This is a genomic window from Paraburkholderia sp. (assembly GCF_024281035.1).
In the GTDB taxonomy this organism is placed as follows: domain Bacteria; phylum Pseudomonadota; class Gammaproteobacteria; order Burkholderiales; family Burkholderiaceae; genus Paraburkholderia.
In genome coordinates, this window is sequence record NZ_JAMXLH010000032.1 from 132,602 (window position 1) to 145,935 (window position 13,334).

11 protein-coding genes and 2 pseudogenes are annotated in these 13,334 nt (G+C 61.2%); 6 read left to right on the forward strand and 7 right to left on the reverse strand.

Annotation, left to right across the window (positions count from 1 at the left end; all coding sequences use genetic code 11):
• Window positions 1-318: 318 nt before the first annotated feature.
• Window positions 319-1,092, reverse strand: a complete 774-nt coding sequence (locus Q0L30_RS11925; RefSeq protein WP_296655162.1) for an SDR family oxidoreductase — start codon at window positions 1,090-1,092, stop codon at window positions 319-321.
• 178 nt (window positions 1,093-1,270) lie between these two features.
• On the opposite strand from Q0L30_RS11925, the gene Q0L30_RS11930 reads away from it, so the two are divergent.
• Window positions 1,271-2,089, forward strand: a complete 819-nt coding sequence (locus tag Q0L30_RS11930; RefSeq protein ID WP_296655164.1) for a ProQ/FINO family protein — start codon at window positions 1,271-1,273, stop codon at window positions 2,087-2,089.
• A 472-nt stretch (window positions 2,090-2,561) separates the two neighbouring features.
• Here the strand turns inward: Q0L30_RS11930 and Q0L30_RS11935 are convergent, their stop codons facing one another.
• The 5 genes from Q0L30_RS11935 to Q0L30_RS11955 form a co-directional block, all read right to left on the reverse strand.
• Window positions 2,562-3,191, reverse strand: a complete 630-nt coding sequence (locus Q0L30_RS11935) for a transglycosylase SLT domain-containing protein (protein ID WP_296655336.1) — start codon at window positions 3,189-3,191, stop codon at window positions 2,562-2,564.
• Between the two features lie 111 nt (window positions 3,192-3,302).
• Window positions 3,303-4,199, reverse strand: coding sequence for a fructose bisphosphate aldolase (locus Q0L30_RS11940; protein ID WP_296655165.1), 897 nt, complete (start codon window positions 4,197-4,199; stop codon window positions 3,303-3,305).
• Between the two features lie 273 nt (window positions 4,200-4,472).
• Window positions 4,473-4,976 (reverse strand): hypothetical protein, encoded by a 504-nt coding sequence (locus Q0L30_RS11945; protein ID WP_296655167.1) that lies wholly within the window; start codon window positions 4,974-4,976, stop codon window positions 4,473-4,475.
• A 378-nt stretch (window positions 4,977-5,354) separates the two neighbouring features.
• A complete protein-coding gene (locus Q0L30_RS11950; protein ID WP_296655168.1) occupies window positions 5,355-6,128 on the reverse strand; it encodes a slipin family protein in 774 nt (257 codons plus the stop codon).
• Complete coding sequence (locus Q0L30_RS11955) at window positions 6,125-7,651, reverse strand: nodulation protein NfeD (protein WP_296655170.1); 1,527 nt, start codon at window positions 7,649-7,651, stop codon at window positions 6,125-6,127. Before Q0L30_RS11955 ends, Q0L30_RS11950 begins: the two co-directional genes overlap by 4 nt.
• Window positions 7,652-7,781: 130 nt before the next feature.
• Here Q0L30_RS11955 and Q0L30_RS11960 point away from each other — a divergent pair.
• Window positions 7,782-8,118: pseudogene (locus Q0L30_RS11960) on the forward strand (transporter substrate-binding domain-containing protein); the annotation flags it as partial.
• Between the two features lie 9 nt (window positions 8,119-8,127).
• Here Q0L30_RS11960 and Q0L30_RS11965 read toward each other — a convergent pair.
• Entirely contained in the window at window positions 8,128-8,292 is a 165-nt protein-coding gene (locus Q0L30_RS11965) for a hypothetical protein (protein ID WP_296655171.1), read from the reverse strand.
• Here Q0L30_RS11965 and Q0L30_RS11970 point away from each other — a divergent pair.
• The 4 genes and pseudogenes from Q0L30_RS11970 to Q0L30_RS11980 all read left to right on the forward strand — a co-directional run bounded on the left by Q0L30_RS11970 (window position 8,291) and on the right by Q0L30_RS11980 (window position 13,121).
• Entirely contained in the window at window positions 8,291-8,686 is a 396-nt protein-coding gene (locus Q0L30_RS11970) for a DUF3597 domain-containing protein (RefSeq protein WP_296655173.1), read from the forward strand. The two genes, Q0L30_RS11965 and Q0L30_RS11970, sit on opposite strands and share 2 nt — an antisense overlap.
• A 732-nt stretch (window positions 8,687-9,418) precedes the next feature.
• A pseudogene (locus Q0L30_RS25795) lies at window positions 9,419-9,589 on the forward strand (integrase core domain-containing protein); the annotation flags it as partial.
• 277 nt (window positions 9,590-9,866) lie between these two features.
• Complete coding sequence (locus Q0L30_RS11975) at window positions 9,867-11,543, forward strand: alkaline phosphatase family protein (RefSeq protein WP_296655175.1); 1,677 nt, start codon at window positions 9,867-9,869, stop codon at window positions 11,541-11,543.
• A 147-nt stretch (window positions 11,544-11,690) separates the two neighbouring features.
• Window positions 11,691-13,121: a cytochrome c peroxidase gene (locus tag Q0L30_RS11980; protein ID WP_296655177.1), complete on the forward strand. Its 1,431-nt coding sequence runs from the start codon at window positions 11,691-11,693 to the stop codon at window positions 13,119-13,121.
• The last annotated feature ends 213 nt before the right edge of the window (window positions 13,122-13,334 follow it).

Genomic DNA, 13,334 nt, shown 5'->3' on the forward strand with positions numbered 1-13,334 from the left:
CGCGAGAGCAGGGCAAAAATCGTTGAACATTTGCGTGGCGAGCCGATGAGCGGATCGCGAGAGTACCGTACGGTCGGCAATTGTTGCCGGACGATTCGAAGTTTCTTTTAATGTGGGCCTGGCATCAAATTCGCTTTAAAGGCGCCCGCGCATCGCACCGACCTGACCGGCGCGGATGCCAGGCTGCGGTGAGAGTTTGCGGGAAAGGATCATTCATGCGCATGGCAAAGCGGCGCGAAACACCCGCGAAACAACCCTTTGACGTTGCGCGATTTCCCTTCTGGAATCACGCTGAGGTGAGCATTTGCGGGATTGGTTTCAGGATCTTGCAAGCTCGCGCACATCGGCAATCGGTGTCGAGCCGAATGCATCACTGAGCGCATAGTCGATCAACTGCTGCGCCGCCGCCTCCGGTGTCGTGAGCTGGCCGTTCTGTTTCAATTGTTCGAAGCGCTCGCGCAAGGGAAACTGTTCAACGCTGGTCGAGCGAATCGCAGCCTGCATGGCCGTATCGACCACGCCAGGCGCCACGCTGCAGATACGCACGCCCGGCGGCGCTTCAAGTGCCACTGCGCGCGCGTGATGATCGAGGGCCGCTTTCGTCGCGCCATATACGCTCCAGCCCGCATAGGCGTTGCGCGCCGCGCCGCTCGAAACATGCAGGATGCGGCGCGTGGTTTTCGCACTGGCTATGCGTGGTGAGGCGAGCGCGTTCGCGAGCATGAGCGGTGCAGCAACATTCAACGCAATAGCGCGCGCAATTGCGTTCGCGTCTTGCGTACCGCACGGCGCAATGGGGTCGACCGTGCCCGCGTTGTTGAACAAGAGCACGCAGTCGGCTTCGCCGATGAAGGTGCGTAGCGCATCCGTGGTGAGCCATTGATCGATGGCTGCGGTATCGGCGAGATCGAGCACCGTCTGCGAAAACGCCGCGACGTGGCGCGTGGCAAGCGACGAATTTGTGCTGCGCGCGAGGCCAAGCACCCGAATGCCGCGCGCGAGCAGATTGTCCGCGAGCGCAGCGCCGAGACCGCGGGTATGTCCGGTGACGATGGCGCAAATCGAGCCGCCGGAGAGCGTGGATAGAGTCATTGAAATCCGGGGAAAAAGACGAGGGCACACGCGTAAAATCGCGCAGAGCCGGATGAACGAATACGGGCCGCCTGCCACATCACACCGTGATATTGGACGGCGCGCAAATCACCGCGCCGGAAATGCGGCTCGCGATTCGGTATCATAGCGTCCGATCCCATATGGAAGAGAGCTGGACGTGAAAGCTGCATCGCAACAACGCCGCACCCTGAGCTTCAAGGAAGGTCTTCTGGAAATCCGGAAAAGCATGGGGAAGGGCTCGGGGCAAACGCCCGAAGAACAACAGCAGGCGCCGCAGGACAAACCGGCGCGCAAAGCGCAGCCTGCGCCTGCAAAAGACGCCCAGTCGCGGGACGCGCGGTCGCGCGCGCGCCCACAGCAGCCGGGCGGCCGGCCTCAGGGCGGCAAGCCCCAGCAGCCGAAGCAGGCTCGTCCGCAAAAGCCCGGCGAGCGCCCCGCACAGCAGCGTCAGCGGCCCGCACGCCCGCAGCCGCAGCCCGCTGCCAACCTGAGCGAGGCCGAAAAGGCGCGCATCGAGCGCAACCGCCAGCTCAACACCATCTGGAACGTTTTTGCAAAACTCTATCCCGCGTTTCGCGAGCGTTCACCGCTGAAAATCGGGGTCGCCGAAGATCTTGTCGCGCGTCATCCCGACTATGAACGCACGGTTATCGTGGCGGTGCTCAAGCGCCATGTGAACCACCCGCGTTATCACGAGCGCGTCGCGGCAGGCGGCTCGCGCTACGAACTGGACGGCAGCGTGTCGGCCGGTCCGGGCATCGATCCGTCGCACATCGGTCGCGCGAACGCGGCACTGGCGCGCCAGAAGGCGAAGGCCGAAGCAGCCGCCAAGGCGAAGGAAACGGGCAAGGCACAGCCGCAGGAAGCCGCTCAGGCGCCGTCCGAGGCTCAACCGCCGCAGCCGCAGCCGCAAATCGAAGCACAGACTCCTGCACAAGCCTCTGAGGGCGCCGAGCCCCCTGTGACTGGCGCATAAGCGATATTTGCCGATTGCCGGGCCCTGGCGCCTGGCGCGGTCGTACCCCGCCTTTTGCATGTTCCCGGCTATTCGACTGAATAGCCGGGGTTCTTTCGTTCGCGCAGGTGTGCTGCGATGGATCAGGCAGAAGCAAACACACTCATGCGGTAAGGCATCCGCAAGCCGACGCATTCAATCCGCATCTCGCCGACGCAATTGCGCAACACAATCGTTAGTTATCGACGCGGTGCGTGGCGCGCGACAACAAGGCGCATCGCCCGGTTATCTACCGTTTTTCGCGATCGGTTTTTATGAAAATTCGTGGGAATGAGATCGATCAGGGCGTGGTGTGCAGCAAGTTCGCGTGCTGCGGAATCGATAATGCCGCTACGCAATCCTTATCGATTGTCATATAAAACCACGGCTCGATTTGCGCAAACCGGTCTAATGCTGCGGTACGCCATGCGGCAATTCACCGGCTCACATGAACTCAGTTTGCGCCATGCCCGGCGGCAGGGATGGCTGTAACTTCAGCTGTGGCCGGTACAGCCGATGCCGTGATGGCCGACGTGTCGGCATTGGCATCCGCCGCCGCGACCACGGTCGGTGCGCTCGCAACATTCTGGCCGGTTTGGGCGTTCTTGAAGAGGGATGCAAATTCGGCAGCGCGCGACTCGATCTTCTCAGCGTAGGTGGACGAGCCGCCATAGTTCTTCATCGCGGCGCTCAGGTCGCCGCCCGCAGCGCGCCGGTAGCCGTAAAGGATCGATGAACCGACGTCGATATTGACGTCCGGGCTAGTGAGGTTCTTTACGTTGTGCAGCAGATTGCGGTGCGCAGACGGCACGATCTGCATGAGGCCCGTCGCACCGTTGGCGCCGCGTGCGCGCTCGCGAAAGCGCGATTCGATTGAAATAATCGCGAGGAGGACGGCGGGCGGCAGAGAATATTTTTCCGCAGCCGAAGTGACCGCTGTGGATATCTGGACGGCCTTGGCCTTCGCCACTCCAAACCGTTGCGTGAGGTACGTCGAAATAGTGTCGGCGGCAGGTGGCTGCTGGGCCCACGCTTGTTGAAGGAGGCCCGGCAGCAGGACAAACAGGCAAATCAGTCGCCTCATGGCCAGTGCGTGTCGAGAAGAAGGAGAAAGCGTCAAGTATAACCTTATGCCTTGAAGGCAAAATAATTGTGCACGCATCCTCCTGCGACCACGGAAACAGGCGCGCCAGGGTCAGACTTTGTCGACCGATGCCTTCCAGATCTCGTCGATGCTCTGCACAAGCGCAGCATCGAATTCGGGCTCGCTCATGGACTTCGTGAGGTCGTTGATAAGCGCCCGCGAAAAGCTCGCGATCATCTGGTGGTTGGCGGCGAGGCGCCGGCACGCATCGCTGCGCGTATAGCCGCCCGAGAGCGCCACCACGCGCACGACGCGTGGGTGATCGATCAGCGGCAAGTAGAAATCCGGCGTATCGGGAATGGTCAGCTTGATCATGACGTTGCGCGTGCTGGGCAACGCATCGAGTCCCTTGAGCAATTCGGTGCGCAAGAGCGACTCGGCTTCCGCCTTGTCGGCGATCTTGATGGAAACCTCGGGTTCGAGGATCGGCACGAGGCCGTGTGAACCGATCTGAGCCGCCAGTTCGAACTGTTGGGCGACTACGCCCGCAATGCCCGATGGAGAAGCTCGCTCGATCACCGAACGCATTTTGGTGCCGAAAATACCCGCTTTCGCCGCGCGGCTCAGCAGCGCATCGAGCGCGGGAATGGGCTTCATGAAACGCACGCCGTCCACTTCGGCTTCCAGCCCTTTATCGACCTTCAGGAACGGCACGACGCCGCGGTCCTCCCACAGAAACGCGGGCACCGGCTTGCCCTGCGCCATGCCGTCCATGGTGGCCTCGAACAGGATCGCGCCGATCACCTTTTCACCCGTAAACGCGGGTGCCGTGATAATCCGCACGCGCATTGCATGGATGAGACGGAACATTTCGTCATCGCCGTTGTATGCGCTATCTGGGATGCCGTACTGGCGCAACGCACCGGGCGTCGAACCGCCGCTCTGGTCGAGTGCCGCGATAAAACCGGGTTTGTCGCGCATCTGCGTCAGCATCGTGTCGTTCGCCATGACTCTTTCTCCGAAATAGGGCGCCATTGCGGCGCGAGCCTTCGAACCCGTCGCGGGCCGTCTTCACGAAGTGTACTTGCCTCGCGGCGGATTCACGCTTTGTTGTGTGCGGGCGGACACAACAACGTGCGCGGCGCAATGGCCACCGATTGGCCACTGATTGGCCGCTCAGTAGCCGATACGAAACAGTCAGGAATGCTCTTCAGCAGGGCTGCAGCAGCGCCGCGCTTTTATGCGGATATGTGTTTATGCCGGTTCTAGGGCGACAGGCTGCTAGGTAACATGGGTCGCAAGCCATTGCAGATTCTTCCAGAAATCCTTCTGCAACCTGGCGATATCGACAGACCGGGGATTGGTCGTGTCCGCCTCGCACGCGCGGCGCGCCTCTTCGAGCTTGCTCCAGAACGCCTTCGCGTGGTTGTGCAGATCGTTGCGCTTTATATACTCCGTGTCGAGTTGATTGCCTCGCCAGGCGCGCGCAAGTTCTTCGAACCAGTTGCCAACGTGGACGATCCGCTTGAACGAATCGGGATTCTTCAAACGCTCCGGGCTAGTCAGATCATCCATGGCATCGCCGATGGCCGTCTCCCAATCGTCGTCGCTGAATTGGCTGACGAAATCCATGGACGTTTCAAGCGCCGCCTTTCGGGCCTGGCGGCGGTCACTGATGGTTTTAAAAAGCAGCGTAAAAATCGCGGAGAAAACGGCTGCGGCCACGGCCGGTATCCACCACTGCGCCGATTGCTTTTTCTCCAGCGCATCGAGCCGCGCGCCCATTGTCTGGCTCGCAGCATCGAGCCGTGCGCCGACGCTTGCGTCGAGATCGCTCAATTTGCCGTCGATTTCTTCACGCGAATAGCTGTCGTTTTGCGCCGGCCTGTGCACGGCTGCGGCCGCGGAGCGATGTGCGCTGCGCCGGTGATGCTGCCCATAGGCCGTTGAAACGGTCACGCAAAGAACGGCAGCCAGCAGCAGTCGCGATACAAGCGAAGCGAATTTTGCCAGTTTCTTCATATCTTCAGGCCGGTTTCGCGAGACAAGCTACCAAGATAAGCCACGATATCCGGCGTATCAAGCAGGTGCATTTACTACGTTTTCGCCACGAATTTGCCCGCGGATTTGCGTGCGGATTTGCGTGCGGTTACGCGTTGAAGCTCAGCGCTCGCCGCGTATGCCGAGTCGGTCGAGCAGGGTGGTCATCAAGTCGATCGGCAGCGGAAAAACGATCGTCGAGTTTTTGTCGGCGGCAATGGTGGTGAGTGTCTGCAAGTAGCGCAACTGCATGGCCTGCGGCTGCTGTGCGAGCCGCTGCGCAGCCTGCAGCAGCTTTTCTGATGCCTGCAATTCGCCCTCCGCGTGGATCACCTTCGCACGGCGTTCGCGCTCGGCTTCGGCCTGGCGCGCGATGGCGCGAATCATCGTCTCGTTCAGATCGACGTGCTTGATTTCGACGGTCGACACTTTGATTCCCCATGCGTCCGTCTGCGAGTCGAGCGTCTTCTGAATATCGGCGTTCAGTTGCTCGCGTTCGGCGAGGAGGGCGTCGAGTTCATGTTTGCCGAGCACCGCACGCAGCGTCGTCTGCGCGAGCTGGCTCGTCGCCTCCATGTAGCGCGCAACCTGAATCACGGCCTTTTCCGGATCGACCACGCGAAAGTACACGACGGCGTTGACTTTCACCGACACGTTGTCGCGCGTAATCACGTCCTGCGACGGCACATCGAACACGACCGTGCGCAGATCGATACGTACCGCCTGCTGGACCATCGGGATGATGAGCACGAGCCCCGGTCCCTTGACCTTCCAGAAGCGCCCGAGCATGAACACGACGCCGCGTTCGTATTCGCGGAAGATGCGTATGGACGAGGCGGCGAGCAACAACACCAGTAAAAAGAGAATGCTGGAAAAGCCGAACGTGTAGCCGATCATGATTGTTCTCCCTGGCGCACCGCTCCGGCGAGCGGCACGACGGTCAGCATCAGGCCGCTGCGGCCAGTCACGCGAACCCGGCTGCCGGCGGCGAGCGGCGCATTGCAGGCGACCCGCCAGCGCTCGCCACGAACGCGTGCCCAGCCCATGGCCGCCGGTGCAGCGTCTGCGGAACCGGCCGGATGATCGGGCCGCAGGCCATCGTCGAGCACTTCGCCGACACTGCCGATGATCGCCTCCGCGCCCGTCACGACGGGCCGCCGCCGGGCGCGCAGCGCAACGCTCGACACCGCTGCGACGAACGCCGCGCCGCCGAACGCGAGCCCCGCAATGAGCGGCAGCGGGATGCCGTAGCCGGGCGCATTGGTGTCGATCAGCATCAGGGAGCCGATTGCAAATGCCACAATGCCGCCGAAGCCGAGCACGCCGAACGTGGGCAGGAACGCTTCGGCGACAAGGCACGCCAGCCCCATCAGCACGAGGGCAAGGCCCGCGAAATTGACGGGTAACAGTTGCATCGCGAACAGGCCGACCAGCAGGCAGATCGCGCCGACGACGCCGGGCAGCACGAATCCGGGGTTTGCGAATTCGAAGAAAAGGCCGTACACGCCGAGCGACAGCAGGATAAGGGCGACGTTCGGGTCGGCGATGATCGACAGGAACCGGTTGCGCCAGTCCGGCTCGACGTATTCGAGCGGCACATGTGCGGTTGCAACGTGCACCGTGCCGGCCGATGTCGTGACAGTGCGGCCGTCGAGCTGACGCGCGAGATCGGCTGGATTCTGTGCGATCAGATCGATGACGTGCTGCGCAAGCGCCTCTGTGTCCGACAAGCTCACGGCTTCGCGGACCGCGCGCTCGGCCCATACGGCGTTGCGCCCGCGCAGTTGCGCGAGCCCGCGGATGTACGCTGAGGCGTCGTGCATGACTTTGCGGGTTTCGGTCGATTCCGTGTCGCCTGGCGCGGCACCGGGCTGCGCGCCCGATGCCGGACTGGTTGGCGCACCCGCGGGGCCAATTGCGGGCGCACCCGCGGGGCCGCCTGGGCGGCCCGCGCCGCCGATGCCGAACTGCACCGGCGACGCCGCGCCGAGGTTGGTGCCCGGCGCCATCGCCGCAAAATGGCTCGCGTACTCGATATAGGTTCCCGCGCTCGCGGCGCGCGCGCCACTGGGCGCGACGAACGTGGCGACCGGCACCGGCGAAGCGAGGATGGCCTTGATGATCTGGCGCATCGACGTGTCGAGTCCGCCTGGCGTGTCGAGCTGAAGGATTGCGAGCGGCGCGTGCTGTTTCGCGGCCTGGTCGAGCGTGCGCACGATGAAATCGGCGCTCGCCGGGCCGATCGCGCCGTTGACGGTCATCACGACGACGGCAGGCGGCGCGGTGGGCGCCGCTGCTACGGCGCAGACGACGAGCAGCGCCGCGAACAGCGCTGCGCGGACAACCCGTGCCGACACGGGATGGCGCGGGTGGGACGGCGGCGCATCGAGCGCCGCCTGTGAAGTACGATGAATGGGCATCGGAACTTCCGGACGGCGTGCAGTTAAGGCAATGGCCCGATAACTAAAGATTAGGCGGTTTCCGGGCGAGGCGCGATGCGATCCCGTTTGCTGGCGTGCGAAAACAAAAAACGTTAACTAACCTCTTTTAAAAATGGTGGGCTTCGACGTCGATCTCGGCAATGAAATCTGTCGCCGTCTGAATGCGAAGTGCGTGTGGGTCGACCAGGACTTCGACGGGATGATTCCCGCACTGGAAGCGAAGCAATTCGACGGCATACTTTCCTCGATGTCGGTCACGCCGCAGCGTGCAGCTGAAATCGCGTTTTCGGCGAAACTGTTCGACACGCCGACTCGTCTTGTCGTCCTGCAAGGTCGATACGGACCTGAAGCAAAAGATTGACGGTGCGATCATCGCGATGATCAAGGATCGCACGTACCAGAAACTAGCCAGCAAATACTTCGATTTCGATATCTACGGCAAGTGACATCGCGGGTCAGTCGTGGCGAATCGAGAAGGCGTACATGAAGATGCCGCCTTGCCCAGCTTTCACATTGCCATCATCGTTGCTCGTGCATACTGCCCTGGCCGGACGCGTTTCATCCGTGACGTATCGACGTGGCTGCATACCTGCAATCCTGATCCAGACGAGGGCAAACATGAGCATTTTCGGCGATATCGTGAACAAATTGTTTCATAAGGCCAAACCCGACGCTGCACCTCCCGCAACGGAGGCGACACCTGACCCGGCCGCCGCACAGGCAGCACAACCCGAAGCAGCACCGGCACCGTTGGCAGACGTCGATGTCGGCGCAGTAATGGATCAATTCGTTGCGGAAAGCGGGCAGACGCTGAACTGGCGGACGTCGATTGTCGACACCCTTAAAGCACTGGGAGTGGAGAGCAGCCTCGAGCATCGCAAGCAACTCGCCCAGGAACTGAAATACACGGGTGACACGAACGACTCTGCGAGCATGAACATCTGGTTGCACAGTCAAGTAATGGCTGCACTCGCAGCGAATGGCGGCAAACTGCCCGATGATCTTGCCCACTGAATTGGGGTGACGCGGCACCGGACCCGGCCGCTTTTTTTAACTGATGCGTAGAGACAGCGCGCCGGGCTCCGGGAGAAGTTCAACACAAAGCGGTGACGGGTCTTGCGGTTGTCGCGGCATGCGTCAGTGTCCTTTGTTCGTTTCGCTTGCCAACCAAGACGCAAAAGGCCACGTGAAGGTGGCTTTTTTATGGTTCATCGAGGATTACCGGGGAACGCGAACGCGATCTGCTCATCGGTGTATCTGTTCTTCTTCACGGCATAACACCTTCCTGTCGGGGTTGCATCATGCCGGATTTCTCTACTTCCAGATGGTCCGTTTTTTTGAATCAGTCTCATACTGTTGGGAAATAAAAATAAACGATCTTGAAGTAGTTGGATATGGAAATACGTCTGAATAAATTTGGATTGAAAATTAATCTCATGGGGCATAAGAATGCGGCGAAGGAGTCTGATTAAAGCCACAGGGGCTGTGGCTGGGTTGGTGGCAATTCCCGGTCGAAAGGTTGCGGCGGCGGTCACGCATGTTTATCCGGTATTGCCGCAAAAGGATTCGTTAGTGAACCAGGTGGCATTCAAGCCGCTGGACCAAACGGACCCGTGACTAATTAAATACCTTGACCGATCCTGCAGGGGATCGATACATGTGACGAGTCTGCGTTATTAACGTCGGTGCGGGCGGTATTGATGCTAGAGCTAAAGATGAATGCACTCCGGTTGATGCCCGAACGAGTATTGGCTCGTTTCCATGCGCCACGCCAGGCGTTTGATTGAGCACTGGCGTATCGAGTACAACACCGAGTGGCCCCACAGCTCGCTCGGCTATCTGGCGCCAATGCAGTTCCCGCTGGCCCACGAAGCGAAGGAATTATTAACCTCGGACTCTAACTGTGCTTCGCACTAAAACCGGCGGCAGGCCAAGGGTTTGCTGCACGGACGTGAGCCACTTCCTGCGCTTTATTCCGCGGTAGATTGCTTCACGTCTGACGTCAGTCAGATTTTCCAGAAATATTTTTGTAAAAACTCTGACGCAGAGCCTTCACGCCTCGCTGCTTTAATCCTACTGCCGTGTAGCCTCCCGCACCCACCCGGCATCAACCAGATGCGGGTCTGGTAGTCCCTGCCCTGCGCACTCCAGGGTCATCCCCCCGCGACAACACGAATGTAACCAGGAGCCGAATATGCAATTGCGTCACATGGCAGTTGGCACGCTTACGGCCGCAGCTTTCGCATCGACACTCGCATGGAGTGCTGGTGACGGCCATGACAAGAACCACCCGAACGACGTTCGCACGGCTACGCCGATCAAGCATCTGGTCGTGATCTATGGCGAAAACGTTTCGTTCGACCATTACTTCGCGACCTATCCGCATGCGGCCAACCCGTCGGGTGAGCCGGCATTCAACGCGCTGCCCGGCACCCCCGAGGTGAATGGTCTTTCGGGCGCGCTGCTCAGCAATAACCCGAATTTCACGAATCCGGCCAATGGCGCAGGCGCGGCCAATCCGTTCCGTCTCGACCGCACGCAAGCGGCTACGGCCGACCAGAACCATGCCTATACGGCCGAAGAGCAGGCATATGACGCCGGCGCGGCCGACCTGTTCCCGGAGTACACGGGTAACGGCACGAACGGAGGGGCAGGTGCCTTCGGTACGAAGGGTCAGGTGATGGGCTATTACGACGGCAACACGGTCACCGCGTTGTGGAACTACGCGCAACAGTTCGCGATGAGCGACAACGCGTACACGTCGACCTACGGTCCATCGACGCCGGGCGCGATCGAAGTGGTGGCCGGGCAAACCAACGGCTTCGTGCCGGTGCTGACGACGAAGCAACCTTCGGCCGCAGGCTCGTATTACGTGAACGACGGCCAGGGCGGCTTCACGCTGATCAACGACGTCGACCCGGGCTATGACCTGTGCTCGAGCAAGACCGACACCGGGATGTTTACGGGCAAGAACATCGGCGATCTGCTGAACGCGGGCAACATCACGTGGGGCGGCTTCATGGGCGGCTTCAACCTCGCAACGACGAACAGCAACGGCACGACTGGCTGCAAGCGCAGCACGTTGTCGCCCGTCGTTGGCGCGGCCACGGCCGACTATATTCCGCACCACAACTGGTTCCAGTACTACGCGTCGACGTCGAATCCGAATCATTTGCGCCCGAGCTCGATCGCCGCGGTCGGCCACACAATGCAAGCGAACGGCCACACGCCGGATCCTGCTAACCACCAGTACGACACCGACGACTTCTTCAATGCAGTGAACGCCGGCAACTTCCCGGCCGTGAGCTTTCTCAAGGCACCGGCCTTCCAGGATGGTCACGCGGGTTATTCGGATCCGCTCGACGAGCAGGCTTTCGTCGCGAAGGTCGTCAACTTCCTGCAGCAGCAGAAGGACTGGAACGATACCGCTGTCGTTGTCGCATGGGATGACTCGGACGGCTGGTATGACCACGCTTATGCCGTGCCGACGGCTTCGTCGTTCGATTCGGTCGCTGACCAGCTGAATGCCCCCGGCATCTGCGGTTCGGGTTCGGCACCGAACGGCGTGAACGGCAAGCCGGTGAACGGCCGCTGCGGTCCGGGCACGCGCATTCCGTTCGTCGTGATCTCGCCTTACGCGAAGCAGAACTACGTCGACCATACGCGCATCGATCAAGCTTCGGTGGTTCGCTTCATCGAAGACAACTGGCTCGATGGTCAGCGTGTCGGTGGCGGTTCGTTCGATGCGACGTCGGGCAGCATCATGGGCATGTTCGACTTCGACCGTCCGGGCAAGAGCCACGTCGAGCAGCGCAAGCTCTTCCTCGACCCGCTGACGGGGCTGGCTCTCGACAAGGCTCCGAAGAGCTGATGCGCGAGTTCGGCTGACGATTGAGGCATGACTTCCGTGCGCCGTTTTCCAGCTGCACCCGCAGCGTGGGAAGGGCGCACGGCTTTATTCAATCGCTCGCCGCCCGTTTTTTCCTTTCGTGGAATTTCGCAGAAGACAGATCACAACATGCCCGAGCTTCCCGCTTCGCCTACACCGTCTTCTCCCACGCCGCACGCCGCAGCGAAATGCACGCGCCCCGTCTTGCGCGGCGCCGCCGTCATGGTGGTCGCCGCGTTTGGCTGCGGCGCCTATGCCCTGGCATTTCCGGCTGCCGTGCCCGATACAGTCGGCGAGGCCGCGGAGAACCTGACCGGCGCGAATCCGCATCCGGTTGTGCTGCAGCGCCCCCCGGTAGCGCCGCTCACGGCGATGGCGCAGCTCGGCAAGCAGCTTTTCTTCGATCCGGCGCTCTCGGGTTCCGGCCAGCAGTCCTGCGCGTCGTGCCACAGTCCCGCGCACGCCTATGGCCCGCCTAACGGGCTCGACGTACAACAGGGCGGCATCGCGATGAATCAGCAGGGCCACCGCCCGCCGCCTTCGCTCATGTACCTTTATCGCCAGCCGAACTTCAGCATCGGCCCCGACGCCAGTGAAAGCGACGATGCCGCGACGGTGGTGCAGCAGGCCACGGCGGCAGCCAACGTCGTGAAGTCGCAGAAGGTGGCGGGCGGCGCGTCGACTTCGGTGGAGATGGTGCCGCAGGGCGGCCTCTTCTGGGACGGTCGTGCCGACACGCTGCAACAGCAGGCGTATGGCCCGCTGCTCAATCCGGTGGAGATGGCGAACACGAGCATCGAGCAGGTGTCGGCGAAGCTCGAGAAATCGCCTTACGCGAAGTCCTTCACGCAATTATTCGGATCACGAATCTTCAATGACCCCAAGATGGTCGTTTCGGAGGCGATGTTCGCGATCTCGCGCTATCAGGTGGAAGACCCGTCGTTCCATCCGTATAACAGCAAGTACGACCGCTGGCTCGAGGGCCACGCACGCCTCACGCAAGCCGAGCTGCGCGGTATGCGCCTCTTCAACGACCCGAACAAGGCGAATTGCGCGGGCTGCCACGTCTCGAAGCCCGGCAAGGACGGCCTGCCGCCGATGTTCACGGACTACCAGTACGAGGCGCTGGGCGTGCCGCGCAACCACAAGCTTGAACAAAACCAGAACCCGCACTTCTTCGATCTGGGCGTTTGCGGCCCGTACCGCATGGATTTCAAGGAGCAGACGCAGTACTGCGGCATGTTCCTCACGCCGACGCTGCGCAATGCGGCCACGCGCGCTGTCTTTTTCCATAACGGCATCTATCACACGCTCGACCAGGTGATGGCGTTCTACAACGAGCGCAACACGAACCCGGGCAAGCTTTATCCGCACGGCCCCGACGGCGAGATCGAAAAATACGACGATATCCCGGCACGGTTCCAGAAGAACGTGGACGTGATCGATGCGCCGTTCGACCGCAAGTTCGGCGACAAGCCCGCGATGACGCAGAGCGACATTCAGGACATCATCGCGTTCCTCAAGACGCTCGACGACGGTTATAAGGGGCCGGGCAACTGATGCGGCGAGTGTCCCGATTGTGGGCGTCGTTACAGCCGGCAGCCGTATGAACGGCCTGCCAAAGGGTGGCCTGTCGGCACCTTACGGTGCCGTTTCATTGAACATAATCAATGCACAAAATGGACATAGAAGGCTGTTAATGTCGTTCCTTCTTAACCGTCAGATGAACGTCAAATCGCGCTCGATGAGCGGCGGTAACTCATAGGACGATCC